A 25,128-nucleotide genomic window follows, 5' to 3' on the forward strand; every position below is an offset into this window, starting at 1 on the left:
CGACGGACGGAGGTCGGCGATGGCCGGCAGGATCGTGGTGGGCGTGGACGGGTCGGAGCCCGCGCTGAAGGCCCTGAAGTGGGCGGCCGGGCAGGCCGCCCTGACCGGGGACTCCCTGGAGGCGGTCATCGCCTGGGAGTACCCGGCCTCCTGGGCGACGCTGATGCCGGGCGTGCCGGCGGAGTTCGACCCCGAGCGGCTCGCCGCGCAGATCCTGGACCAGGCCCTGGCCGACGCGCTCGCCCCGGAGGCGGCGGCCGACGCCACCCGCACGGTGGTCGGCGGAAACGCCGCGCAGGCCCTGGTCGACGCGGCGAAGGGCGCGAGCCTCCTCGTCGTCGGCGACCGCGGCCACAGCGGCTTCCGGGCCGCCGTCCTCGGCTCGGTCTCCACCCAGGTCGCCCAGCACGCGCCCTGCCCCGTCGTGGTCGTCCGGGGCGAGTAGGACCCCGCCGTCGGGCCTCCCCGAGCGGCGGCGCGCGGCCTCCCGGCGCATGATGCCGGTGGGGCCGCGCGGTGCGGCTCCGCCCGTGAGGAGCCCGTCATGGACATCAAGCTGGAGCTGATCGGCGTCCCCGTCACCGACGTCGACCGGGCCAAGGCCTTCTACGAGAAGGTCGGCTTCCACGCCGACCACGACGTCACCGTGAGCGAGGACGTGCGCTTCGTCCAGCTCACCCCGCCCGGCTCGGCCTGCTCGATCGCCCTCGGCAGGGGCGTCACCGGAATGGAGCCGGGCTCCCTGGACAACCTTCAGGTGGTCGTCGCCGACGTCCAGGAGGCCCACGACGACCTCGCCGCGCGCGGCGTCGAGGTCAGCGAGATCGACGACCTGCCCTGGGGCTCCTTCGTGTACTTCGCCGACCCCGACGGCAACCGCTGGTCGGTCCAGCAGACCGTTCCGCGCACGGCCGCCTCCTAGCCGCCGGCTCCTGGCCGCCGGACGCACCGCTACCTGCGGTTGTACAGCCGCATCGTGACCCAGCCGAAGACGAGGACGAAGACCGCCGACCAGCCCAGGGACCAGGCGACGTCCACGCCCGGCCAGCCGCCCGCCATCAGTTCGCGGACCGCGCTCGCCACGTGGGTCACCGGGTTGTTGTTCACGAAGGCCTGGAGCCAGCCCGGCATGGTCCTCGGGTCGACGAAGACGTTCGACAGGAAGGTCAGCGGGAAGATCACCATCATCGAGACGCCCATGACGGACTTCTCGCTGCGCAGCAGCAGGCCGAACATGGTCCAGATCCACGAGAAGGCGAACGAGAACACCATGAGCAGCGCGACCCCGAGGAGCACCCCCGGGAACCCGCCGGCCGGACGGTAGCCGATGATCACGCCGACCGTCAGCATCACGGCCGAGGCGATCAGATAGCGCACGACGTCGCCGAGGAGGTAGCCGACCATCGGCGCCGGGCGCCAGATCGGCAGCGTGCGGAAGCGGTCGAAGACGCCCTTCTCGATGTCGGTGTTGACCGAGACGCCCGTGTACATCGTGATCATCACGACGCTCATCACCAGGATGCCGGGCAGCAGGAACTGGACGTACGAGGAGACCGAACCGGCCAGCGCGCCCCCGAAGAGGTACGTGTACATCAGCACCATCATGATCGGGAACGCCGTCACGTCGAAGAGCTGCTCCGGCACGTGCTTGATCTTCAGCATGGCCCGCCAGCCGAACGTCATCGAGGCGGAGAGCGCGCCGGGACGGGGCGGGCGGGACCGTCCGGCGAGCAGTTTCGTGAGCTCCTCCGCCCTGACGCCGGTGAACTCGGCGGTGTCGGTGCCCTTCGTGTCCTTGCCGGTGGTGACGGTGGTCATGCCGCCGTTCCCTTCCTGTCCGTCAGCGCCAGGAACACCTCGTCGAGGCTGGGCTGGCCGAGCGCGAAGCTGTCGACCGTGATCCCGGACCGGGCCAGCTCCGCGAGCGCCCGGGCCGCCTGTTCGGCGGCGCCGAGGTCCGTCCCGTGGCCGTCGACGGTGGCGGTGAGCGCGACCGGGTCCGGGTCGAGCTGGACGGTGGCCCGCAGCGCGCCGCGCAGGACCCGCTCGGCCTCCCGCCGCCGCTCGGGGTCCCGGAGCCGCACGTGCACCGAGCCCGAGCCGACCGAGGCCTTCAGCTCGCCCTTCGTGCCCTCCGCGATCACCTTGCCGTGGTCGATGACGGCGATCCGGGAGGCGAGCCGGTCCGCCTCGTCCAGGTACTGCGTGGTCAGCAGGACGGTGGTGCCCTGGGCGACCACCGCGCGGACGATGTCCCAGACCTGGTTGCGGCTGCGCGGGTCGAGGCCGGTGGTCGGCTCGTCGAGGAAGAGCAGTTCGGGGGTGTTGAGGATGGACGCGGCGATGTCGATGCGGCGCCGCATGCCGCCCGAGTAGTTCTTGATCTGCCGGTCGGCCGCCTCCGACAGCCCGAACGCGGCGAGGAGCTGCTCGGAGCGCTCGCGGGCGGCGGGCCGGGAGTGGCCGAGCAGCCGGCCGAGGAGCACCAGGTTCTCCGTGCCGGTCAGGTCCTCGTCGACGGAGGCGTACTGGCCGGTGAGGCTCACGCGCCCGCGCACGGCGTCGGCGTCCTCGACGACGTCCTTGCCGAAGACGCCGGCCCGGCCGCCGTCGGGCCGGAGCAGGGTGGCGAGCACCTTGACGACGGTCGTCTTGCCGGCGCCGTTGGGGCCGAGGACGCCGTAGACGGTTCCGGCGGGGACCCGCAGGTCGACGCCGTCCACGGCCCGGTTGGTGCCGAAGACCTTGACCAGGCCCTCGGTCTCGATGGCGAGGTCGGTCATGCGGTTCCTCCGTCGTCCCCGTTCGTCCCGTCGGCGGGGCTCCGGTCAGCGGGGCGCGGGGCGGCCCGCCGCGTCCTCGTGGGTGTAGAACGAGTAGTAGGCCGCGACCGTGGTGACCGCGAAGGCGGCGAGGCCGAGCCCGCTCGACGACAGGACGCTGGCGTTCGACAGGCTGAAGAGGAAGCCGACCGCGCCGCCCACCAGGACGCCCCACGCGGGGGCGCGCAGTTCGCGGCGCAGGGAGGTGCCCTGGTGGTGGAGCACGTGGATCCCCGCGGCGAGCACCACGGCGGAGACGAGGCCGAGCCACAGCTGGTTCAGGGTGGCGGGGCCGCCGTGGCGGGCGACCGTCGAGGCGTAGAGGCCGTACAGGACGCCGATCGCGATCGGGCCGGCCCAGCCGTGCGTGTCGATCCCGCGCCGCCGGGCGGGCACCGCTGCGTGTGCGGCCATGGCAGGAGCTCCTTCGTCTCGGGCGCCTCCGGCGCCTCTCACCCCCTGGTTCCCGCACCCTCCAGGGCACACCCGCGGCCGGTGCGCCGCAAGTGGATCAGCCGGGGCCGGACGCCGCGAGGTCCGCGAGGCGGGCGAGGGCCCCGTCGAGCACGGCGTGCGGCGGCGAGGCCAGGCCCACCCGGATCGCGCCGGGCGCCGCCCCCGGGCCCGTCGCGAAGGCGCCGCCGGGGGTGACCGCCACGCCCGCGCGTGCGGCGGCGGCCGCCGCGAAGGTCTCGGCGCGCCAGGGTGCGGGCAGCTCCCACCAGCAGAAGTAGGCGTGCGGGGAGGTCCGGAAGGCCTGTCCGGCGAGCCGCCGCAGGACCAGGGCGTGCCGGGCGGTCACGTCCGCCCGCTTGGCGGCGACGGCCGCCGCGACCGTCCCGTCCCCGGCCCAGCGGGTCGCGGCGGCGAGCGCGAACCCGTCCGCCGTCCAGGCGCCGGAGCGCAGCGCCTCCGCGACCGCCGCGCGCAGCCGGCCGGGGACGACGAGGTAGCCGACGGTCAGGCCGGGGGCGAGCCGCTTGGAGAGGCTGTCCACCAGGACGACGCGCTCGGGCGCGTGCGCGGCGAGCGGGGCGGGCGCGGCGGGGTCGAGGAAGGCCCAGGTGGTGTCCTCGACCGCCGTCAGGTCGAGCCCGCGCAGGAGTTCGGCGAGCGCGGCCCGCCGCTCCTCCCCTGCGGTCGTGGCGAGCGGGTTGTGCAGGGTCGGCTGGAGGTAGACGGCGGCGAGCGGCGCCGTCCGGTGGGCCGCCGCGAGCGCCCCGGGCCGCACCCCCTCCGCGTCGAGGGCGAGCGGCACGAGCCGGATGCCGAGCCGTTCGGCGACGGCCTTGAGCGGGGGGTACGTGAGCTCCTCGACGCCCAGGCGCCCGCCGGGCGGCACGAGCGCGGAGAGCGCGGCGGCGACGGCCCGGCGGCCGCTCCCGGCGAAGAGGACGCTCCCGGGGTCCGGGGCCCAGCCGGTCCCGGAGAGCACGGCCGCCGCCGCGTCGCGGGCCTCCGGGGTGCCGTCGGCGGCGGCCGGCCGCACCAGGGCCCCGGTGAGGACGCCGGGCCGGGCGAGGGCCGTGAGGGCGCGGGCCATCAGCTCCGACTGGCCTTCCGCGACCGGGTAGTTGAGCTGGAGGTCGACGGGCGCGGCCCCGGTCGCCTCGACGAGCGCGGGCCCCGGCGACGGGGGCGCCGCCCGGACGAAGGTGCCGCGCCCGACCTCCCCGACGACCAGGCCCCGGCGGGCCAGCTCCCCGTACACCCGGATCGCCGTCGAGTTCGCGATCCCGTGCCGCCGGGCGAAGACGCGCTGGGGCGGCAGCCGGTCGCCGGGCCGCAGCCGCCCGTCCCGCACGGCCGCCTCGACGCGGTCCGCGATCCTCCGGTACTCCTCCACGGGGCACCCCTCTCCCATTGCACCGAGGGCAAAGTTTTCATTGCACCGAGAAGTCGGTGCTGCCTAGCCTGCCGTCATGCCCGTCTCCCGAACAGCCGGTACCGAGACCTTCTACGAGGACCGGGGCTCCGGACCCGTCCTCCTCCTCGTCCACGGCCACCCCTTCGACCACACCATGTGGCGGCCCCAGCTCGACCGCTTCTCCCGCACGCACCGGGTGATCGCCCCCGACCTGCGCGGTTACGGCTCCACCCCGCTCGCGACGGACGCCGCGGCCGTCGGCCTCGACGTCTTCGCCGAAGACCTGGCCGCCCTCCTCGACGGCCTCGGCGTCGAGGACTGCGTCCTCGCCGGGCTCTCCATGGGCGGCCAGATCGCCATGGAGTTCCACCGCCGCCACCCCGGCCGCGTCCGGGGCCTGGTCCTCGCGGACACCTTCCCCGCCGCCGAGACCGAGGAGGGCAGGGCCGCCCGGAACACCATGGCCGACCGGCTCCTCGCCGAGGGCATGCGGGGGTACGCCGACGAGGTCCTCGACCTGATGGTCGCCCCGTACAACACGCACGCCGCGCCCCACGTCCACCGCATGATGCGCGACACCGACCCCGTGGCGGCGGCAGCCGCGCTGCGCGGCCGGGCCGAGCGGCCCGACTACCGGGAGTCGCTCGCCGCCGCCACCGTGCCCGTGCTCGTCGTGGTCGGCCGGGACGACGCGTACACCCCGGTCTCCGACGCGGAGGAGACGCACGCGCTGATCCCCGGCTCCACGCTCGCCGTGGTCGAACGGGCCGCGCACCTGCCCAACCTGGAGCGGCCCGAGGAGTTCGACGCGGCCCTGGAGGCGTTCCTGCGTTCACTCGAACGGACCGCTTGAGGGTTCGCCGGCGGGCGAACGCTCCCACGATGGGTCCATGAGCCAGAACGACGACGGGACCGCGCGTCCGGGCCAGGGCCAGAGCCAGGGCCAGCACGCAGCGCCGCCCCGCAACCCGAACGCAGCGCCGCCCCGCAAGCAGAGCACCGCCGGTGCCTGGGCCTCCGGCGGCACCCTCTTCGCCGGCGTCCTCATGCTGGTCATCGGCTTCATGGACGTCTTCCAGGGCATCGCCGGCATCGCCGAGGACGACGTCTACACCCGGGTCGGCGACTACGTCTTCAAGTTCGACCTCACCACCTGGGGCTGGATCCACCTGATCCTCGGCGTGATCCTCGTCATCGCCGGCTCCGGCATCCTCAAGGGCGCCGAGTGGGGCCGGGTCGCCGGCATCACGCTGGCCTCGCTCAACGTGCTCTTCCACTTCCTCTCCCTGCCCTACCAGCCCTGGTGGGCGCTCTTCTCCATGGCCGTCTCGATCTTCGTGATCTGGGCGCTGGCCACGGACGAGGCGTACGGCCCGGACGAGAGGTACTGAGGGACGTGGGACGCACCGCCGGAGCCGCCGCGGTCCTCGCGGCGGCTCTCGCCCTCACCACCGGCTGCGACGCCGCCAAGGACGCGGCCGGCGGTGCCGTCTCGTCCGCGACGGCGGCGGTCGCCTCGGCCGCCGAGCGGGAGATGAACGAGGTCCGGGACGGTGTGGACGCGAAGGGCGACGTGAGGGCCGGGGAGCCCCGCGCCGACGGCGACCGGACGGTCACGGAGGTCACCGCGACCAACCCGGAGGACGCGAACGCCGACTACACGGTCCTGGTGAACTTCCGCGACGGCGAGGGGAGACTGCTCGACTCCGTCGTCCTGAACATCGACGCCGTGGCACCGGGGAAGTCCAAGTCCGGCACGGCGCGCAGCAATCGGCAGCTCTCGGGCGTGACGAAGGCGGAGATCGGACGGGCCCTGCGGCACTGAGCCGGACCCGGCCGGACCGGGGCGGATCCCGCGACACCGGACGGCGTGGACTCCGGCCCCGCCCTCGCCGCCGCCCCCGGGGCCTCGCGTTCACCGCCGCCGTCCTCGCCGATCTCGACCTGCGGGGAGAGCGCTGATCGGCCACGCTGGAAAGCATGGACAACGAGGAGATCCTGGACGACATCGGCGCCCTCGTCGAGGAGGAGCGCGCCCTGCGGCAGCGCACCGGCGGCCTCCTGCCCGAGGAGCGCGCCCGCCTGACCGAACTGGAGGTGCGCCTCGACCAGTGCTGGGACCTGCTGCGCCAGCGCCGCGCCAAGGCCGAGTTCGGCGAGGACCCGGACACGGCGACCCTCCGCCCGGCGGCCGAGGTGGAGTCGTACCGCAACTGAGCCCGCTCTCGGGCCCGTTGTCGGACCCCTCCGGCAGAGTGCGCGCCATGGAGCCGTCGGGCGTGGTCGAGTCGCTGTGGGACCGGATGGAGGCGCGGGACCGGGACGGCCCGGCCGCCCTGTTCGCGGAGGACGCCGTCGTCGAGTGGCCGGTCAGCGGCGAGCGGATCACGGGCCGGGACGACCACGTCGCGGTGAACCGCGCGTACCCGGAGGGCCGGTCGATCCGGGTGCCGCGGATCGTGGCCGGGGACGGCGGGGCCGTCTCCGGGGTCGAGGTCCCGCACGAGGGCGTCGGGGTGTTCCGCGCGGTGTCGTTCCGGACCGTCCGCGACGGCCGGATCGTCCGGGGCACGGAGTACTGGGCGAGCCCCGGCTCCGACCCGAGCCCCGCGTGGCGGGCCGCGTTCGTCGAGCCCGTGTGAGGCGCCCGCGGCGAGCCCGTGCGACGCGCCCCGGCGCGCCCGCGCGACGGCCCGGGGCCGGGCGCGGACGCGGCGGCGCGGGCGCCCCGCCAGTACGTTGGTGGGCATGGCGCGATCCGAAGGAGCCGGACGGCTCACCCCGCCCGCCTGGCTGACCGCAGGAATGCGGCCCGCCCCCGCGCCGGTCCCGTGGGCCGCCGTCCTGCGCGCCGCCGTCGCCCTGTCCGCGCCGCTCGCCGTCGGCCTGGCCGTCGACCGGCCCGCGTACGGGGCGCTGGTGTCGATGGGCGCCCTGTCCGGAGTCATCGGGGACACCGCCGACGCCTACCGGATGCGGGTCTTCAACATCGCCGTGCCGCAGCTCTTCGGAGCCGTCGGCGTCACCCTCGGCACCCTCGTCTTCGGGTACGGCTGGGCCGCCGTCGCCGTCCTCACCTGCGTCGCGCTCGTCTCCGGGATGATCTCCTCGATCGGCGCGGTCGCCTCCGTCTCCGGCCTCCTGCTGCTGCTCAACGCCGTCGTCGGCGCGGGTCTGCCCATGCCCGACCCGTGGTGGACGGCGCCGCTGCTGCTCACCCTGGGCGGGCTCGTCGTCCTCGTCCTCACCCTGCTCGGCTGGCCGCTGCGGCGCGACGCGCCCGAGAAGGCCGCCGTCGCCGCCACCTACCGCGCGGTGGCCGACCTCTACGAGGCCGCGGGGACCTCCGCGTACGACGAGCGGCGGCAGGCCGTCACCGCCGCCCTGAACCACGCGTACGACCTGGTCCTGGCCCGCCGGGCCCGGCAGCACGGCCGCGCCGCCGCCCCGGTCCGGCTGCTCGCCCGGCTCAACGTCGTCGTCCCGCTCGTCGAGGCCGCGCCCGCCGCCCACCTGCGCGCCCGGATCGCCGGCCCGCCGCCCGCCGAGGTCCCGGCCGCCGTCCGGGAGCTCGCGGACGCCGTCGAGGAGGGCCGCACCGGCGCCCCCGGCCTCGACCTGCCCACTCCCGAGCGGCCCTCCGAGAAGGCCGTCGACCACGCGCTGCGGCACGCGGCGCACGTCGTCCACGAGACGGACCCCGACGGGTACAACGTCGACGACCGGCTCGGCCGCCCCGCCGCCCTCCGCGTCCGGATCCGCCGCTCCACCCGCGCCGTCCTCCTCTCCGGGGCCTCCTGGCGCTACGGCCTGCGGCTCGCGCTCTGCATCGGCCTCGCGCAGGCCCTGGTGTCGCTGATCGCCGTGCCCCGCTCGTACTGGGTCGCCCTCACCGTCACCTTCGTCATGAAGCCCGACTTCGGCTCGGTCTTCTCCCGGGCCGTGCTCCGCGCCTTCGGCACCGCCCTCGGCATCCTGCTGGCCGCCCTCGTCCTCGCCGAGGTGCCCCGGGGCTGGTGGGACGTGCCCGTGCTGGCGGTGCTCGCGGCCCTGATCCCGGCGTTCTCCGCGAAGGGGTACGCCTTCCAGACGGCGGCCATCACCCCGGTGATCCTGCTGCTCTCCGACACCCTCAACCACCAGGGCTTCGGCCTCGTCCTGCCCCGCCTCTACGACTCGCTCATCGGCTGCGGCATCGCCCTCGTCGCCGGCTACCTGCTCTGGCCCGAGTCCTGGCACACCCGGATCGGGGACCGGCTCGCGGACGCCGTCTCCGACGCCGCCGACTACGTGGCCCGCGCGTTCGCGGACGGCGGGCGGACCGACCAGCACGCCCGGCTGCGGGCCCGCCGGGCGCTCTACCGGGACCTGTCGACCGTCCGCACCGAGTTCCAGCGGGCCCTGACCGAGCCCCCGCCGACCGGCACCCGCGCCGCCGCCTGGTGGCCGCTGGTCGTCGCCGTCGAGCGGATCGTGGACGCCACCACCGCCGCCCGCATCCGGGTCGACCACGGCGCCCCCGCGCCCGCGCCCGAGGAGGCCGCCGAGGTGGAGCGGGAACTGCGCGAACTCGCCGACGGGCTGCGCGCGGACGACACCCTCGCGGAGGTCCGCACCGAGCTGCCCGGGGACGAGAACGGAGTGCTCGAACCGCTCCGCCAGGAGGTCCGCGCGGCCCGTGCCATCGCCGGTCCCGACCTGCGGTAACCCCCCTCCGAGGGGCGCACGGGAGAACTTACCGGCGGTCACGGAACGGAACCCTCCCCGCCGCCGTTACCGGAAGCCGTCCCGGCGACTACGATGCGCTCGATTCACCGTGATCCGCGCCCGCCGCCGTCGGCAACCGGCTCGGCGGGCGGGCCACTTCGCCCTGCCTCACCCCCCGCGCCCCGAGGATCCACCATGCGCACCACCACCAGCAGAGGGCTCCAGCCCAATGTCCTCGGCACCTTCGACACGATCGTGATGGCCGTCGCCGGCAGCGCCCCCGCCTACTCGCTCGCCGCGACCACCGCCGTCCTCTTCGGCGCGGTCGGCGTCGGCGGCCCCGCCGCCCTGCTGTACTGCGCGATACCCATGCTCGGCATCGTCCTCGCGTACGCCCGGCTCGGCCGGATCGACGTCAACGCCGGTGCCGCGTACTCCTGGGTGGGCCGCACGCTCCACCCCTTCCTCGGCTTCCTCTCCGGCTGGGCGCTCGTCTTCTCCACCACGGTCTTCATGGTGGCCGGTTCGCTGCCCGCCGGTTCCCTCACCCTCTCCCTGGTCGCCCCGGGCCTCGCCGACCACACCGCGCTCGCGGCGGCCGTCGGCGCCTGCTGGTTCCTGGTGATGCTGCTCGTCGTCCTGGGCGGCGCCCGGCTCACCGTACGGGCGCAACTGATCATGTCCGGGATCGAGATGCTGATCCTGACCGGCTTCGTCCTCGCCGCCGTGGCCCACCGGGGCCACGCCACCGCCTTCGACTGGTCCTGGTTCGGCCTCGCCCAGTTCGACGGGCCCGGGGGCTTCGCCGCCGGCGCCCTGATCGCCGCGTTCTACTACTGGGGCTGGGACGTCACCAGCAACCTCAGCGAGGAGACCCGGAACAGCCGCCGGACCGCCGGGGTCGCCGCCCTCGTCGGCGTCGGCTTCGTCTTCGTCCTCTTCGAGGCCATCACCGTCGCCGTCAACGTGCTGCTGAGCTCCGAGGAGATCCACCGCGCCGGGCCCAACGTCCTCGCCGTCGTCGGCCAGGAGGTGTGGCCCGGCGTCGGCGGCAAGCTGCTCGTCGCGGCCGTCCTCCTGTCGACCGTCGCCACCCTGGAGACCACCCTCATCCAGGTCACCCGCTCGCTCTTCGCGATGGGCCGCGACCGGACCCTGCCGGCCGCGCTCGGCACCGTCCACCCGCGCTGGAACACCCCGTGGATCGCGATCGCGGCGGTCGGCGGGGCGGCGCTGCTGCTGTTCGCCGCCGCGGCGGTGGCCGGCTCCGTGCAGCAGATCCTCCGGGACGCCGTCTCCGCGATCGGCCTCCAGATCGCCTTCTACTACGGCCTGGCGGGCATCGCCGCCGTCGTCGCCTACAAGGGCCTGCTGCTGCGCTCCGTGAGGAACCTGGTCGTCGGCGGCCTCTGGCCGCTGCTCGGCTCGGCGTTCATGCTGTGGGCCTTCGTCGAGTCGCTGGGCGAACTCTCCACCACCGCCCTCGCCATCGGCCTCGGCGGCCTGCTCCTCGGCGTGGTCCCGCTGACCGTGTACGCCAGGAGGGGCAGCGACTACTACCGCCGCCCGGCCCGCCTCGACGCCGTCCGCGCCCTCGCCGCCTCGGCCGCCGCCGGGGCGGCCACCCCGGGCGCCCGCACGGGCGACCGGGACAAGAGCTACGCGACAGACTTCTGAACCGTCCGGCAGCCGCCGGACGGCCGGACACCGGACGGCGGCGGGCGAACCCGAGGGAGGACCAGGCATGGCCGTACGCCGCCGCTCCGCGCGGCCGCCGCGCCCGGAGCGCTTCGTGCCCGACTTCGACCCGGACTTCGGGGACCGGGCCCTGACCGAGGCGCGCCACGACATCGTCATCGGCCGCTGGCAGGGCGTGCGCGACCTGCTCGCCGCCACCGGCGACGACTGGGCGCGCCGCACCCACCGCGTCCGGCTCCTCTCGCACGCCGCCGCGGGCAGCTCCACCGCCGAGACCTGGCGGGGCGCCGAGCCGGGCAACCCGGACGCCGCCGTGCTGCGGGCCGCGACCGAGGTGGTGCGGGTCTTCGACGCGGCCATCGCGGCCGGCCGGGGCGCGGCCGTCGACCGGGGCCGGATCGACGCGGCCGTCGACGCCTGCCGCGGCGCGGCCGAGGCGGCGCCCGCCGACCCGATGCCGTGGGTGTCGCTCCTGTCGGTGGCCAGGCTGTACGAGGGCGGGGTGCCGCGCCGCGAACTGCGCCACTGGTTCGACGAGTTGCGGCGGCGCGACCCGTACAACACCGAGGGGCACATCCAGGTGCTGCGGTACTGGTCGGCGCGGTGGCACGGCACCCACGGCAGCATGTACGACTTCGCCCGCGACGCGGCGGGCGTGGCGCCGCCCGGCTCCCCGCTGCCGGTCCTGGTGCAGGTGGCCCGGGTCGAGGAGTACCGCTACATCGCGGACGGCGCCCTGGGCCGGGGCCCGGTGCGCGGCTTCGACCAGCACTGGAAGCACGAGCTGGCGGTGACCGAGCTGCGCCGCACGCACGCCCGCTGGGTCGGCGGCCGGGACCCGGCGCTCCCGGTGGCGCCCGAGGAGGTCGGAGACCTCAACTTCCTCGCGCACGCGGCCTGTTACGCGGGCCAGGTGGACATCGCCAGGGAGCTGCTCGGGATGCTGGGGCGGCGGGCGGCGTGGGTGCCGTGGGCGTACACGGGGGACCCGGAGGAGCAGTTCACCCGGTTCAGGGAGGGCCTGGGGGTGGAGTGCCCCCAGGTCCGCGACTGAGACCGGTTCCGCCGTACGGCTCCGGTCAGACGCCGATGTCGCGCCCGTCCGTGCGCCAGACGGCGACGACCGACGGCCGGACGATCTTCCCGGGACCGTCGGGCCAGGTCGACGCGGGCTTCTCGACCGACGCCCCGTCGACCTCGCCCGGGTGCTGCACGGCGACGAGCACGCGCCGGTCCTGGACGATCGGGCCGCAGGTCTCGGCGCCCTTCGGCACGGTCAGGAACTGCTTCAGCTCACCGCGCCGCTCGCCCTGCACCGCGACGCCGAACAGGCCGTCGTGCGAGCCGAGCTGGGCGCCGTCGGTGGAGATCCACAGGTTGCCGTGCGGGTCGAAGGCGACGTTGTCCGGGCAGGAGATCGGGGAGACCTTCTCCTTGGGGAAGCCGGCGAAGTAGGTCGCCGGGTCGTTCGGGTCGCCCGCGACGAGGAAGAGGCGCCAGGCGAAGCCGTCCGAGGACGGGTCGTCCCAGTGCTCGGCCAGCTCGAGGATCTGCCCGTGCTTGTTGAGGTTGCGCGGGTTGGCCTCGTCCGCGCCCGCCTTGCCGGCCTTGCCGCGGTCGGTGTTGTTGGTGAGCGCGACGTACACGCGGCCGGTGCGGGGGCTCGGCTCGACGTCCTCGGGGCGGTCCATCTTCGTCGCCCCGACCTTGTCGCCGGCGAGGCGGGTGAAGACGTACACCTCCTCGGCGGTCATGCCGGGGACGTGCGAGACGTTCCCGGTGGCGAGCGGGATCCACACGCCGGAGCCGTCGAACTCGCCGTCGTTCGGGAGCTTTCCGGTGCCGTCGACCTCGGCGGCCGGGGAGTCGCCGGTCAGCCTGGCGACGTACAGCGTGCCCTCGTCGAGGAGGGTGAGGTTGTGCTCGCGGGCGGCCCGCGAACTCCCCTTCCTCATCCGCTTCGAGGAGACGAACTTGTAGAAGTAGTCGAAGCGCTCGTCGTCGCCCATGTAGACGACCGGGCGCCCGTCGGCGGTGAGGCGGGGCTGCGCGGCCTCGTGCTTGAAGCGGCCGAGGGCGGTGCGCTTGCGGGGCGTGGAGTCGGGGTCGTACGGGTCGAGCTCGACGACCCAGCCGAAGCGGTGGACCTCGTTGGGCTCCTGCTTCAGGTCGAAGCGCTTGTCGAACCGCTCCCACTTGCGCTCGGTGGCGCCGGAGCCGACGCCGTAGCGCTTGTCGGTGGCGCTGGAGCCGTTGGCGAAGTACTGGTTGAAGTTCTCCTCGCCGTGGAGGGTGGTGCCCCACGGGGTGGTGCCGCCGGCGCAGTTGTTGAGCGTGCCGAGGACCTTGCGGCCGGTCGGGTCGGCGGAGGTCTTCAGCAGGTCGCCGCCCGCGGCGGGGCCGGTGACCCGGAACTCGCTGGTCGTGTGCAGCCGCCGGTTGAGGTGGTGGCGGGAGACCGGCGTCAGCCTGCCCGTACGGCGCTCCTCCTCGACCACGACGACGGACAGGCCGTGCGCGGCCCAGGCGATCTCGACCTGCTCGCGGGTCGGGTTCTCGGGGTCGTAGCCGCGGAACATCAGGACTTCGTCGGTGTACTCGTGGTTGGCGACGAGGACCTGGCGGTCGCGCTCCCCGGACAGCGGCAGCAGGGAGAGGAAGTCGTTGTTGTAGCCGAACTGGCCGGCCTGGGCCTTCGCGGTCTGCTTCTCGGCGTCGAAGGCCGGGGCGCCGCGGAGGATGGGCTCGCCCCAGCGGACGACCACGTTCTGGGAGTAGCCGGAGGGGACGGTGACCTTGTCGGCGGTGTTGGGCGCGACGGGGGCGAAGCGGAGGCCGCGGGCGCCGTCGGCCTTGACGGGCGGGTGCCCGTGGCCGTGACCGCCGTGGGCCTCGGCCGCCGGGGCCTCGCCGAGCACGGCGGCGCCGCCGACGGCGGAGGCGACGGTGACGACGGCGGCGGCGCGCAGGGCGGAACGGCGGGAGAGGACACCGGCTATGAGGTCGCCGGCGTACTCGTTGTCGCTGGTGTTGGGCACCTCGTGGAAGCAGGCGTCTCCGCAGCGGTAGCGGCAGGTGAGAGCGGAACGGCCGCCTCCGTGCGGGTTCGTGCTCAGGAGCGGCAGCAGTTTGCGCACTTCGTCCTCCTCCGGCGCAGCACTGCGCCGACATGGTGTCGGGATGTCTTCGGCGGTGACGCTAGGTGCGGGTCCCTGCACGGGAGCGGCGGCGGAATGAACGCCGGATGAATGCGGGGCGTCCGAGGGCGACCGGGGCACGGAGGTGGCGGGAAGTGGCCGCTAACCTTACGTATCCGCCCTGGCCAGGGATGAAAGTCCCGAAACACCCAGTACGGACATTCACACTGCACCCCCACTCATGCGAAAGGGTTCGCCCATGGGTATTCGGAGCATGCTGCGCAAGGTGTTCGGCCGGGACCGCGAGGACTCCCCGGCAACCTCCGTCCCGCCCCAGTCGCGTGAGGAGACGGTGGAGACGGCGGAGGCCGTGAAGGCCCCGGAGACGTCGGATCCGGTCACGTCGGCCGCCCCGACGGCTCCGGTGACCCCGGAGGCCTCCGCGGCTCCCGAGGCCACCGAGGAGGAGGCCCGCCGGGCGGCGGACGACCTGGTGGCGGCGTCCTTCGACAACCCGCAGGTCCCGAAGGCCCGGAAGGCGGAGCCGGAACCGGTCGTCGTGGAGGAGCCGGCGCCGGTCGCTCCCGCGGAGCCGGAGGCGGTGACGGAACCGGCCACCGGGACGGCCCCCGTTCAGGGGGAGCCCGGGACGGCTGCCGGTGCTCCGGCCGAGTCGGCCGGGCAGGAGGAGCCGGAGACGGCTGCCACGACCGAGAACGCCCCCGCGACGGCTCCGGCTCCGGAGGAGCCCGAGGCGGCCGGCGCCGGGACGGCTTCCGAGGCTCCGGAGGAGCAGGTGGCGGAGGAGCACGGGGCGAGCGCCGTCGAGGCTCCGGCCGAGCCGGCCGGAACGGCGGTCGAGACCCCGGCCGAGCCGGAGGCCACCACCGAGGCCGAGGCTCCGGAGGCGGAGCCTCAGGCCGAGCCGACCACCACCACCGCCACCGCCACCACCGCCACCACCGCCGAGGAGAAGGCCCCGGACGCCGAGCCGCAGGCGGAGGCGGAGGCCCCGGCCGAGCCCGCCGCCGCTCCCGCTCCGGAGGAGCAGGTGGCGGCGCAGCCGACGGACAACACCGACGAGCCCCGGGCGCGGGAAGCCGCCCCGGCGGAGCCCGCGACCCTGGCGGAGTCCGAGACTCCGGCCGAGCCCGAGACCCCGGCCGAGCCGGAGGCCCGGCCCGAGCCCGCCGCCTCCGAGACCCCGGCCGAGCCCGAGCCCGCCGAAGCCACCGCCCCCGAGGCCGCCCCCGCCCCCGCCCCGGAGCCGGAGCCGGAGGCCCCCGCCACCACCCCCGTGCCGGAGGCCACCGCCCCCGTGCCCACCCCGGAAGCCCCCGTGATCACCGCCCTGGAGCCCGAGGTTCCGGCGACGCACGAGGCTTCCGAGACCCCCGGGGTTCCCGCCCCGGCGACCGCCGGTCCCGCCCTCTCCCTCGCCAGGGTCAAGGCCGTCGCCCCGCACCTCGTCGACGCGTACAAGGCCGCCGGGACCGTGCTCAAGAAGCAAGGGCTCGACGGGGCGCGGGCCGCCGTGTACCTGGTCGTCGACCGGTCCGGCTCGATGCGCGGGTACTTCAAGGACGGCTCCGTGCAGCGGCTCGCCGAGCAGACGGTGGCGCTCGCGGCGCACCTCGCCGAGGACGCCGCCGTCACGGCCGTGTTCTTCTCCACGGACATCGACGGCACCGCCGAGCTGACCCCCGCCACGCTCTCCCCCACCGGCGTCGAGGAGATCAACGCCGGTCTGGGCCGCCTGGGCCGCACCCACTACCACCGCGCCGTGGAGGAGGTCCTCGCCCACCACGAGAAGACCGACCCCGCCCGCCCGGCCCTGGTCGTCTTCCAGACCGACGGCGCTCCGGACGCGAAGACGGCCGCCACGCAGGCGCTCGCCGGGGCGGCGGACCGCCCGCTGCACTGGCGGTTCGTGGCCTGGGGCGAGCCGGACAACAAGGCCTTCGACTACCTCAGGAAGCTCGGCGGCACGCCCCGTACCGCCGCGTACTTCCCGGGCGCGGCCCCGGCCGGGACGGCGCACGCCGCCTTCTACCGGGGTCTGCTCGAAGGCCTGGAGCTGTAGGTCCTAGAGCCGGGTGGCGGTGACCGGCAGGGTCACCGTCACCACGAGTCCGCCGCCCTCCCCCGCGCCCCGCGCCACCGCCGCCACGTTCCCGCCGTGGGCGACGGCGATCGACCGCACGATGGAGAGTCCGAGCCCGGCGCCGGGCCCCGTGCGGTCGCGCCCCTCGCCGCGCCGGAAGGGCTGGAAGAGGGCCTCGACCTCGCCGGGCGGAACGACGGGCCCGGTGTTGACCACGGTCAGCACGCCGCCCGCCACCCGCACGTCCACGAAGCCCCCCGGTACGTTGTGGACGACCGCGTTCGCGACGAGGTTCCGCACGAGCTGCCGGAGCAGCACCCGGCTCCCCCGTACGACACCGCCCTCCGCGACGGCCGCGTCCGCGTACTCCTCCGCGACGATCTCGGCGAAGGGCACGTCCTCGCGTTCGGCGAGCCCGCGCTCGCTGCGGGCGAGGAGGAGCAGGCCGTCGAGGAGGCGTTCGCTGTGCCGGTTGGTGTCGAGGAGGACCTGCCGGACCTCGCAGTCCTCGTCCAGACCGACCTGGAGGGCCGCGCGCTGGGTGGCGAGCGGGGTGCGCAGCTCGTGCGAGGCGTTGGCGATGAACCGCCGCTGGCTGTCGAAGGCGGTCTCCAGGCGCCCGAGCAGCGCGTCGATCGTGTCGCCGAGCTCCTTCAGCTCGTCGTCGGGCCCGCGCACCGCGAGCCGCCCGCCGAGGTCCCGCTCGGAGAGGCGCCGGGCGCGGGCGGTCATCTCGTGGACGGGCCGCAGCACGCGCCCCGCCGTCCACCAGCCCACGGCCACGGCGCCGCAGGCGATCACGAGCAGGGACATGCAGGACCACATGAGCATCTGCTGGTGCGCGGCCCGGCCGACGTCGTCCCCGATCCGGTACGCCTCCACGACGGCGACCTCGTCGGCCCGCGCCACGATCGCCTCCGTCTCCCCGTCCGTACCGGCCCTGACCAGCAGGTTCACCACGAGCAGCAGCAGGGCGCCGAGGACCAGGAAGACCCCTCCGTACACGAGGGCGATCCGGGTCCTGATGGTGGACCCGGCCCCGAGGCATCCGGTCCCGGAGGCGCTCACAGCACGTACCCCACGCCCTGCACGGTCCGGATCATGCCCGGCTCCCCCAGCTTGGCCCGCAGCTTGCTCATGCAGACGCGGACGGCTCCGGTGAAGGGGTCGGCGTGGGCGTCCCAGGCGCGTTCGAGGAGTTCCTCGGCGGAGACGGCGGCGCCGTCGGCCTCCAGGAGGATCTGGAGGACGGAGAACTCCTTGGGGGAGAGGTCGAGGTCGCGCCCGTCGCGGTCGGCGGTCCGCCGGACGGTGTCCATCCGCAGCCCGTCCCGTTCGAGGAGCGGCGGCAGGGGCCGGGCGGAGCGGCGGCGCAGGGCGCGGACGCGGGAGACCAGCTCGGGGAACTCGAAGGGCTTGCCGAGGTAGTCGTCGGCTCCGAGGTCGAGCCCCTCCACCCGGTCCTCGACGGCCGTGGCGGCGGTCAGCATCAGGATCCGGGTGCGGGATCCGCCGGCGACGAGGCGGCGGGCGACGTCGTCGCCGTGGACGCGGGGCAGGTCGCGGTCGAGGACGAGCACGTCGTACGCGTGGAGGTCCAGCCGCTCCAGGGCGTCCTCGCCGTCGTGGACGGTGTCGACGGCGAATCCGGCCCGCCGCAGGCCGGTGGCGACGAACCCGGCGAGGACGCGCTCGTCCTCGGCTACCAGTACACGCATCCCCCCATCTTCCCGAAGCCCCCGCCCCACCCCCTCCCCGGGTTTAAGGATGTGAGTGGATCTTCGCGGGGCCGTTAGGATTTCGACCATGGCGGCCACTGGATCCGAGAAGCAGGGGGCGAAGGCGTACTACGTCACGACCCCCATTTACTACGTCAACGACGCTCCTCACCTGGGCCACGCCTACACGACCGTCGCAGGCGACGTGCTCACGCGCTGGCACCGTCAGCGCGGCGAGAAGGTGTGGTTCCTCACCGGCACGGACGAGCACGGTCAGAAGATCATGCGCACGGCCGAGGCGAACGACGTCTCGCCGCAGGCCTGGTGCGACAAGCTCGTGGAAGAGGCGTGGAAGCCCCTCTGGGAGCACCTGAACATCGCGAACGACGACTTCATCCGCACCACGCAGAAGCGTCACACGGACCGCGTCCAGGAGTTCGTGCAGGACCTGTACGACAAGGACGAGATCTACAAGGGCGGGTACGAGGGCCCGTACTGCGTGGGCTGCGAGGAGTTCAAGCTCCCCGGCGACCTCGTCGAGGCGGAGGACGGCACGAAGCTGTGCGCCGTCCACAAGAGGCCGGTGGAGATCCTCAAGGAGGAGAACTACTTCTTCAAGCTGAGCGCGTACGGCCCGAAGCTCCTTGAGTTCTACGAGGCGAACCCGGGCTTCATCCAGCCGGAGTCGGCCCGCAACGAGGTCGTGAACTTCGTCAAGCAGGGCCTGGAGGACCTCTCCATCTCGCGCTCGACGTTCGACTGGGGCATCCCGGTGCCGTGGGACGAGAAGCACGTCATCTACGTGTGGATCGACGCGCTCCTGAACTACGCGACGGCCGTCGGCTACAACGAGAACCCGGCGAAGTTCGACGAGACGTTCCCGGCGGACGTGCACCTGATCGGCAAGGACATCCTGCGGTTCCACGCGGTGATCTGGCCGGCGATGCTGATGGCGCAGGGCCTGCCGGTCCCGGGCCGGGTGGCGGCCAACGGCTGGCTGATGGTCGGCGGCGAGAAGATGTCGAAGTCGAACCTGACCGGCATCAAGCCGCAGGACCTGACCTCGCACTTCGGCGTGGACGCGTACCGCTGGTACTTCCTGCGGGCGATCGCGTTCGGCCAGGACGGCTCGTTCTCGTGGGAGGACTTCACCGCCCGCTACACGAGCGAGCTGGCGAACGACTACGGCAACCTCGCCTCGCGCGTGGCGGCGATGGTCGGCAAGTACTTCGGCGGCGAGCTGCCGGCGTCGGCGGCGGACGGCGACGCGGAGAAGGCGGTCCAGGACGGCCTGGCGGCAGCGGTCGCCACGGCCGACCTGAAGATCGGCGAGGAACTGGACTTCCAGGCCGGCATCCTGGCGATCTTCGACTTCGTGAAGCAGGTCAACGGCTACATCACGGAGCAGGAGCCGTGGAAGGTCGCCAAGGACGAGTCGGAGGAGGGCCGCGCCCGCCTGGCGACGATCCTCTACACGGCCGCCGAGTCCCTCCGCGCCGTCGCCGTCCTGCTCAACCCGATCATGCCGGAGACCTCGCAGGCCCTCTGGGACTCCCTGGGCGCCGAGGCGTCGCTGGGCGCCCTGGCCGCGCAGCCGGTCCAGTCCTCCGCCACGTGGGGTCAGCTCCCGGCGGGCGCGACGGTGACGAAGGGCGCGGTGCTGTTCCCGCGCCTGGAGGAGCCGAAGAAGGACTGACGGTCCGATGACGTACCGAAGGCCGCCACCCCCTTACGCACGGGGCGGCGGCCTTCGGTGTACCCGTCTCCCCGCGACCGCACAGGAGGCCCGCCGTGCAACGCGGCACCGGCGCGGCTCCGCCTCCTCGAACACCCGGCGCGGGGCGCACACGGCGCGGTCTCAGTCGGACGCGTACGACACGAAGCCCGCCCACGCTCCCGGCGTCAGCGCGAGCTGCGGGCCGTCGGCGCACTTGGAGTCGCGGACGTGGACCGCGCCGGGGGCGGCCGCGACCTCGACGCAGGAGTCCCCCTCGCTGCCGCTGCTGTAGCTGCTCTTGAACCAGGCCAGTTCGGAGGCGTCCCCGGCCGAGGTGTTGCGGATCATGTCTCTCCCAGCAGTTGCTCGATGAGGGCGGTCGACTCACGCGGAGCGAGTGCCTGAGCCCGGATGATGCCATACCGCAACTCCAGGATATGGAGCTGCTTCCGCTCGGTCACGGGTCGCCCGTTGGCCACTACCGGAGAGCGCCCCACCGCCGATCCGTCACTGAACTTCAGCACCTCGATGCCGCCGTCCACACCGGCGTGCTCCTCACGGTCCATCGGCATCACCTGAAGCTCGACGTTCCGCAATCGTCCCACCTCCAGCAGACGCTCCAACTGTGCCCGTCGCAACGCCCACCCACCGAGCGGGCGACGAAGCGTCCACTCCTCCAGGACGAAACTGATCTCCGGGGCAGGGTCCCGCAGGAAGATGCTCTGCCGGGCGATACGACCAGCGGCCATCCGCTCCACCTCGCCCTGCGTGTACGCCGGCCGTCGCATCGACAGCAGCCCACGCGCGTACTCCGGCGTCTGCAAGAGGCCGTGAATGTTGAGCGGGTCGTAGAGCTGGATCTCGACCGCCCTCTCCTCCATCTTCGCCAAGGCCCGCACCTTCTTCGGGTATCGAACCTTCGCCACGTCCTCCTTCATGGCCGACAGCAGCCCGCCCGCCGCCAGTACCTCGTCCGCCTTGTCCAGGAACTCGGGGCGGGGGATCCGCTTCCCGCCCTCGATCTTGTAGATCATGTCCTCGCCGTACCCGGTGACCTCACCGAGTTCGGCGGCCCGCATGCCCAACGCCTCCCGCCGCAGCCTCAGCTGCCGCCCCACGGTGGCGACGACGGCCACTCCCCAGTCATCGTCGGGATCGACCTCCCACCCCGGCTCGTCCGCCTCGGTCCTGAGCCGCTGGGCCCCACCGTCCACCGACATACCCGCACCCTTCCCTCGCCCCTTCGTGGCGCGATGCCCCTACCCCTGCGGAAGGTCCGGACAGCCCGGACAGCAGTGGACAAGCTCCGGACAGTGACTCTACGCATCGGCGCCGTCACTGTTCACGGTAGCCCGGGGCCGCCACGCTCGGTGACGTGAACCAGCAGAACACCACCCAAGTCCATGCGCCCGCGCGACACTTCGGCGTCCTCCTGTCCCCCACACCCCGTGGGGCCCGGCTCGCCCGGCTGCTCGCCGTCGAGTGGATGCGGGACCACGAGATCCCGTACGGCGTGACCGAGTCCGCCACCCACGTCGTCGCCGAACTCGCCGCGAACGCCGCCGCGCACGGCCGGGTCGCCGGCCGCAGCTTCCGGCTCGGGCTCCTCGACCACGGGAGCGTCCTGCGGATCGAGGTGACGGACACCCGGAGCGAGGAACTGCCGTGTGTCCGACCGGCCTTCCCCGAGGGCGACTCGGGACGCGGACTGCTCCTGGTCGAGGCGCTGTCCGACCGGTGGGGCGTCGAGCCCGGCCCGGCACCCCGGAAGACCGTATGGGCCGAACTCGATCTCCCGCGCCCCTGACCTGCTCCAACGACACAGACACCGGCGTCCAGGAACCCGGCCCTCGGTGGGGCGGACCGTCTCCTCAAGGAACGACGAGAGAGAAAGAAACCCACCAAGCCCCACCCCACTCCCCGCTCAGGCAGACACTCACTCGCTCGGGTGAAAAACACCAACAGAGCTGGATTTGAGCCCGGTTGCCTGTCTTACGCTCTGCCCGACTGGCATATGACTGCCCCCTTCAGACATGCGTCGGCCCCCGCCGGGAGGGCAATCCCAAGGCGAGGGCCTGACCACCGAGGAAGTAAGGCTTCCCGATGGATACCCAGCACACTAACGCGCGCCCGCACGCCCCGTCCCGTAACGACTGGAAAAAGCGCTCCTCGCGTCCCCGTACGGCCGCGGTCTGCGGTGGGGTCGTTCACGACAACACCCGCCACACCACCCGCTTCACGGTGATCGGCAACCACCTCGCCCAGCACCCCGAGCTGTCGCTGCTGGCCATCGGCCTCGGCGTGCACATCCAGTCGCTCCCCGGCGGCGCGTCCGTCGACATCAGGAGCCTGGCCGCCCGGTTCCCCGAGGGGACGACCCGGATCGCCGGCGCCCTGCGCGAACTGGAGGCCCACGGCTACCTGCGCCGCACCCGCGAGCGCACGAAGGACGGGCGCGTCGTCACCCGCACGGTGTCCTGCAACCAGCCAGGCCGGGCCGACGCCCCGGAGGAGCCGAAGCCCCGGCGCCCCGCCCGCCGGAAGAGCGCGCCCGGGCCCCGGCTCCTGCCCGCCGTCCCGCAGCCCGCGTACCCCGCCCCCGACCTGCTCGCGACCGCCCTCGGGGTCCTCTCGGGCCTCCGCCGCACCGACCCCCGACTCCTGATCTCCGCGACGGACGCCGAACACCTCGTCCCGGGCGTCGCCGCCTGGCTGGAGCGGGACCTCGCCCCCGAGGCCGTCCACCGCGCCCTGACCACCGGCCTCCCGTCGGAGCCCCTCCACCGCCCGGCCGCCCTCCTGGCCCACCGCCTCGCCGACCGGCTCCCGCCCCTGCCGCCCTTCCGCGTGCCCGGGGCCCTCTCCGTCCTCCACCCGCTCCAGAACTGCGACGTCTGCGACCGGGCCCACCGCGCTCCCGAACCCGGCGCCTGCGGCGCCTGCCGCACCTGACGGTCCTCCGCGACACCACACCCCGAGGAACTTCATGGTCAACCCACCGCACGAAGCGATGCACCACATCTTCCGGCACGACCTCCACCTCTTCAGCCGTCTGAAGGACGTGCTGGGCCTCCCCCTCCCGGACGCCGTCGAGGCGGTCGTCCTGCCGAACGACCTCACCGAGACGCGGCCGGTCGAGCGCCGCGTCGACACCCTCCTGCGACTCGACAGCGCCCGGGACGGCTCCCTCCTCCTGGCCATCGAGGCGCAGGGCAGGAAGGACCCGTCCAAGCCGGCGAGCTGGGCCTACTACGTCTCCTACCTGTGGACGAAGTACGGGCTGCCGACCGTCCTGCTGGTCGTCTGCCAGGACCGGGCCACGGCGGAATGGGCCGGTCTGCCGGTCTCCAGCGGGCCCGCCTACATGCCCACCCTCAGCGTCCGGCCGATCGTCGTGGGCCCGCACAACATGCCCGTCATCACCGACCCGGCCAAGGCCGCCGAGGACCTGGCGCTGGCCACCCTGTCGGCCGTCACGCACGCGGGTGATCCGGACATCGGTGCCATACTGAAGGCACTGTCCACCGCGCTGCGGGACGTTCCCGAGAACGTCGCCGACCCGATCATCGAATTCACCGCACAAGGGCTGAGCAAGCGCCCAGCCCAGGACCTCTGGAGGACCCTGGTGGCCGTGGACCTCTCCTTCTACAAGTCGTACCTCGCCGAAGAGATCCGGGACGAAGGCCGAGCCGAGGGCAGCGCCCGGGCGAGCGCCGACGCCATACTGCTGGTCCTGGAGCAGCGCGGCCTCGACGTGTCCGACGACGTCCGCGCCCGTGTCACCGGCTGCGACGACCCCGAGACGCTGCGCGGCTGGCTGGCCCGCGCCGTCACGGCCGTCACGGCGGAGGAGATCTTCGCGGAGGAGTAGTCCGGTCGGGCGGACGGAAGGGCCCGGGGAGGCACGCCCTCCCCGGGCCCTTTTCCATACGGCCGCCCCTGCGGGCCCCACTCCGGACCGGGCACGAGCTCCCGCACACCGCGCGCCACCGCCGGTGCGGCGGTCACCGGAACGACACTCTCCCGTCCCGCCTCCCGAACCTCCTGGACGGTCCCTGTCACCGCCGCCCGACCGACGGACATGACAAGCTCGTTTTTCTGTTCGTTGCTCGTGTGAACGAGCACGTGGCAGCATGCCGACGTGAGGGACAACGGGGACCGGAACGAGGACGACATATCGAAACCTCGACGAGTTTCGAGGCTGTCGGAGTTGGCGGATCCGGTTCATCCAGTGAAGCCGACCAAGTCGGTGGGCATACCGGAACCGGTCGTACCGCCGACGTTCGCGCACAACGGTCCGGACAGCCTCATCGCGACGGCACGGCGTGAATTTGCGCGTTTGCTCGGGGAGTTCCGGCGCACCGCCGTCCTCGTGCCGTTCGACGACCGGGAGAGTCTGTGGACCGCGGACTTCAACGGGGTGCGGTGGATCTGCGCGTTCTCGGACGAGGAGGCGCTGGCGCGGTTCGCGGTCGCGCGCGGGGAGGCCGGGCGCGCGTGGACGTACCGGACCGTCCTCGGCGCTCGGCTCCTCGACGTGATGGTGCCGATGCTGCCCGGTCCGGGCGGGGTCGCGCTGGACGCGGGAAGTGCGGACGGGGTGCTGTTCCCGCCGGTGGCGGGGATCGTTCCGGACGGGTCCGTGGTGGACCTCGGGGAGACCGACAGGGGGGCGGGGACACAGTGAGCGGCGACGAGCCCGAGCTCGCGGCGCCGACGGCGGCGCTCGCGGAGATCGTGAAGGGCATCGACCTGGCGCACGCCGAGCTGAAGGAACTCGGCATGATCGGCCGGGCGTCGGTGGGCCGGGGGTTCTCCGACCTCGCCCTTTCGGGACTCGAGTTGGGGCACGGCGGACTGACGTCGGAGTTCGAGACCTTCTGCGACCGGTGGGAGTGGGGCGTGCGCGGCCTGACCGCGCGGGGGAACGGCTTCGCCCAGGCCGTCGGTCTGTCGGCCGGCTCGTTCGCCGAGCAGGAGCGGTACGTCAAGGACTCGTTCAAGATCGGGGTGAACTCGCTCAACGGCAACCCCCACCTCTCCGAGGACGACGTCCGGAAGATGAGCTGGGAGACCGTCCGCGACCAGCACACGTGGGACGGCGCCGACTGGAGCCCGGAGTCGTTCACCGGCGCCCACCAGGAGGTGGAGCAGACCTGGAAGAACACCGCGTACGACGTTGAGGACTCGCTCCTCGACTCGATGGAGCGCTCGGGCGCCCTTGACCCGGAGCTGCGGGACGCGATGGACGAGGAGCTCAAGGAGACGCTCGGTCCCGACCGGGCGACGATCGAGCAGGCCGAGCAGCCCCGGTGGGGGGAGAACCGCTGATGGTGGACTGGGGCGGCCTGGTCGACA

General features: G+C 73.6%; 26 protein-coding genes. 17 read left to right on the forward strand and 9 right to left on the reverse strand.

Features of this window, described 5'->3' with window-relative positions; genetic code table 11:
* Positions 1–19: 19 nt before the first annotated feature.
* Both ACIQKA_RS16300 and ACIQKA_RS16305 read left to right on the forward strand, forming a co-directional pair.
* Positions 20–445, forward strand: coding sequence for a universal stress protein (locus tag ACIQKA_RS16300; protein WP_383152681.1), 426 nt, complete (start codon positions 20–22; stop codon positions 443–445).
* 99 nt (positions 446–544) lie between these two features.
* Positions 545–922, forward strand: a complete 378-nt coding sequence (locus ACIQKA_RS16305; RefSeq protein WP_383152682.1) for a VOC family protein — start codon at positions 545–547, stop codon at positions 920–922.
* Positions 923–951: 29 nt separating this feature from the next.
* On the opposite strand, the gene ACIQKA_RS16310 is transcribed toward ACIQKA_RS16305, so the two are convergent.
* The 4 genes from ACIQKA_RS16310 to ACIQKA_RS16325 form a co-directional block, all read right to left on the reverse strand.
* Positions 952–1,818, reverse strand: a complete 867-nt coding sequence (locus ACIQKA_RS16310) for an ABC transporter permease (RefSeq protein ID WP_383441005.1) — start codon at positions 1,816–1,818, stop codon at positions 952–954.
* The gene (locus ACIQKA_RS16315) at positions 1,815–2,783 is read right to left on the reverse strand and encodes an ATP-binding cassette domain-containing protein (RefSeq protein ID WP_383432789.1); all 969 of its coding nucleotides are present in this window, start codon (positions 2,781–2,783) and stop codon (positions 1,815–1,817) included. Before ACIQKA_RS16315 ends, ACIQKA_RS16310 begins: the two co-directional genes overlap by 4 nt.
* 45 nt (positions 2,784–2,828) lie before the next feature.
* Complete coding sequence (locus tag ACIQKA_RS16320; protein ID WP_402541322.1) at positions 2,829–3,236, reverse strand: hypothetical protein; 408 nt, start codon at positions 3,234–3,236, stop codon at positions 2,829–2,831.
* A gap of 97 nt (positions 3,237–3,333) precedes the next feature.
* The gene (locus tag ACIQKA_RS16325; protein WP_383152686.1) at positions 3,334–4,668 is read right to left on the reverse strand and encodes a PLP-dependent aminotransferase family protein; all 1,335 of its coding nucleotides are present in this window, start codon (positions 4,666–4,668) and stop codon (positions 3,334–3,336) included.
* 76 nt (positions 4,669–4,744) lie between these two features.
* Here ACIQKA_RS16325 and ACIQKA_RS16330 point away from each other — a divergent pair, with 76 nt between their 5' ends.
* The 8 genes from ACIQKA_RS16330 to ACIQKA_RS16365 all read left to right on the forward strand — a co-directional run bounded on the left by ACIQKA_RS16330 (position 4,745) and on the right by ACIQKA_RS16365 (position 12,148).
* The gene (locus ACIQKA_RS16330; RefSeq protein ID WP_383432787.1) at positions 4,745–5,542 is read left to right on the forward strand and encodes an alpha/beta fold hydrolase; all 798 of its coding nucleotides are present in this window, start codon (positions 4,745–4,747) and stop codon (positions 5,540–5,542) included.
* 37 nt (positions 5,543–5,579) lie between these two features.
* On the forward strand, positions 5,580–6,080 hold the full coding sequence (locus ACIQKA_RS16335) for a hypothetical protein (RefSeq protein WP_383152688.1): 501 nt from the start codon (positions 5,580–5,582) through the stop codon (positions 6,078–6,080).
* Positions 6,081–6,085: 5 nt separating this feature from the next.
* Positions 6,086–6,514, forward strand: a complete 429-nt coding sequence (locus ACIQKA_RS16340) for a hypothetical protein (RefSeq protein WP_383441013.1) — start codon at positions 6,086–6,088, stop codon at positions 6,512–6,514.
* A gap of 155 nt (positions 6,515–6,669) precedes the next feature.
* Positions 6,670–6,906, forward strand: a complete 237-nt coding sequence (locus tag ACIQKA_RS16345; RefSeq protein WP_125663395.1) for a DUF2630 family protein — start codon at positions 6,670–6,672, stop codon at positions 6,904–6,906.
* Between the two features lie 47 nt (positions 6,907–6,953).
* On the forward strand, positions 6,954–7,331 hold the full coding sequence (locus ACIQKA_RS16350) for a nuclear transport factor 2 family protein (protein ID WP_402541326.1): 378 nt from the start codon (positions 6,954–6,956) through the stop codon (positions 7,329–7,331).
* 106 nt (positions 7,332–7,437) lie between these two features.
* Positions 7,438–9,396: an FUSC family protein gene (locus tag ACIQKA_RS16355; protein WP_383152692.1), complete on the forward strand. Its 1,959-nt coding sequence runs from the start codon at positions 7,438–7,440 to the stop codon at positions 9,394–9,396.
* A 195-nt stretch (positions 9,397–9,591) separates the two neighbouring features.
* Positions 9,592–11,073: an APC family permease gene (locus ACIQKA_RS16360; protein WP_402541328.1), complete on the forward strand. Its 1,482-nt coding sequence runs from the start codon at positions 9,592–9,594 to the stop codon at positions 11,071–11,073.
* Between the two features lie 67 nt (positions 11,074–11,140).
* On the forward strand, positions 11,141–12,148 hold the full coding sequence (locus ACIQKA_RS16365) for a hypothetical protein (protein ID WP_390110008.1): 1,008 nt from the start codon (positions 11,141–11,143) through the stop codon (positions 12,146–12,148).
* Positions 12,149–12,173: 25 nt separating this feature from the next.
* Here ACIQKA_RS16365 and ACIQKA_RS16370 read toward each other — a convergent pair whose 3' ends face one another.
* Entirely contained in the window at positions 12,174–14,231 is a 2,058-nt protein-coding gene (locus ACIQKA_RS16370; RefSeq protein WP_383152695.1) for a PhoX family protein, read from the reverse strand.
* Positions 14,232–14,490: 259 nt separating this feature from the next.
* Here ACIQKA_RS16370 and ACIQKA_RS16375 point away from each other — a divergent pair, with 259 nt between their 5' ends.
* Positions 14,491–16,314, forward strand: coding sequence for a VWA domain-containing protein (locus tag ACIQKA_RS16375; RefSeq protein ID WP_402541329.1), 1,824 nt, complete (start codon positions 14,491–14,493; stop codon positions 16,312–16,314).
* Between the two features lie 3 nt (positions 16,315–16,317).
* Here the strand turns inward: ACIQKA_RS16375 and ACIQKA_RS16380 are convergent, their stop codons facing one another.
* Both ACIQKA_RS16380 and ACIQKA_RS16385 read right to left on the reverse strand, forming a co-directional pair.
* Positions 16,318–17,403, reverse strand: a complete 1,086-nt coding sequence (locus ACIQKA_RS16380) for a sensor histidine kinase (RefSeq protein ID WP_402541331.1) — start codon at positions 17,401–17,403, stop codon at positions 16,318–16,320.
* Positions 17,400–18,053, reverse strand: coding sequence for a response regulator transcription factor (locus ACIQKA_RS16385; RefSeq protein ID WP_383152698.1), 654 nt, complete (start codon positions 18,051–18,053; stop codon positions 17,400–17,402). The genes ACIQKA_RS16380 and ACIQKA_RS16385 overlap by 4 nt, the downstream gene beginning before the upstream one ends.
* An 88-nt stretch (positions 18,054–18,141) precedes the next feature.
* Between ACIQKA_RS16385 and metG the strand changes: the two genes are divergently transcribed.
* Positions 18,142–19,749, forward strand: coding sequence for a methionine--tRNA ligase (gene metG / locus ACIQKA_RS16390; protein WP_402541332.1), 1,608 nt, complete (start codon positions 18,142–18,144; stop codon positions 19,747–19,749).
* A 162-nt stretch (positions 19,750–19,911) separates the two neighbouring features.
* On the opposite strand, the gene ACIQKA_RS16395 is transcribed toward metG, so the two are convergent.
* Both ACIQKA_RS16395 and ACIQKA_RS16400 read right to left on the reverse strand, forming a co-directional pair.
* Positions 19,912–20,118 (reverse strand): DUF397 domain-containing protein, encoded by a 207-nt coding sequence (locus ACIQKA_RS16395; protein ID WP_391094812.1) that lies wholly within the window; start codon positions 20,116–20,118, stop codon positions 19,912–19,914.
* Positions 20,115–20,990 (reverse strand): helix-turn-helix transcriptional regulator, encoded by an 876-nt coding sequence (locus ACIQKA_RS16400; RefSeq protein ID WP_383432776.1) that lies wholly within the window; start codon positions 20,988–20,990, stop codon positions 20,115–20,117. The genes ACIQKA_RS16395 and ACIQKA_RS16400 overlap by 4 nt, the downstream gene beginning before the upstream one ends.
* Positions 20,991–21,145: 155 nt before the next feature.
* Here ACIQKA_RS16400 and ACIQKA_RS16405 point away from each other — a divergent pair, with 155 nt between their 5' ends.
* The 5 genes from ACIQKA_RS16405 to ACIQKA_RS16425 all read left to right on the forward strand — a co-directional run bounded on the left by ACIQKA_RS16405 (position 21,146) and on the right by ACIQKA_RS16425 (position 25,101).
* On the forward strand, positions 21,146–21,577 hold the full coding sequence (locus ACIQKA_RS16405; protein WP_391094814.1) for an ATP-binding protein: 432 nt from the start codon (positions 21,146–21,148) through the stop codon (positions 21,575–21,577).
* A gap of 296 nt (positions 21,578–21,873) precedes the next feature.
* On the forward strand, positions 21,874–22,722 hold the full coding sequence (locus tag ACIQKA_RS16410) for a helix-turn-helix domain-containing protein (RefSeq protein WP_402541333.1): 849 nt from the start codon (positions 21,874–21,876) through the stop codon (positions 22,720–22,722).
* 34 nt (positions 22,723–22,756) lie between these two features.
* Entirely contained in the window at positions 22,757–23,641 is an 885-nt protein-coding gene (locus ACIQKA_RS16415; protein ID WP_390109985.1) for a hypothetical protein, read from the forward strand.
* A gap of 384 nt (positions 23,642–24,025) precedes the next feature.
* Positions 24,026–24,457, forward strand: coding sequence for an SseB family protein (locus tag ACIQKA_RS16420; protein WP_383432809.1), 432 nt, complete (start codon positions 24,026–24,028; stop codon positions 24,455–24,457).
* Positions 24,454–25,101, forward strand: coding sequence for a hypothetical protein (locus tag ACIQKA_RS16425; protein ID WP_402541334.1), 648 nt, complete (start codon positions 24,454–24,456; stop codon positions 25,099–25,101). The genes ACIQKA_RS16420 and ACIQKA_RS16425 overlap by 4 nt, the downstream gene beginning before the upstream one ends.
* Positions 25,102–25,128 lie beyond the last annotated feature (27 nt).

This window comes from Streptomyces sp. NPDC092045, from assembly GCF_044756005.1.
Taxonomy (GTDB): domain Bacteria; phylum Actinomycetota; class Actinomycetes; order Streptomycetales; family Streptomycetaceae; genus Streptomyces.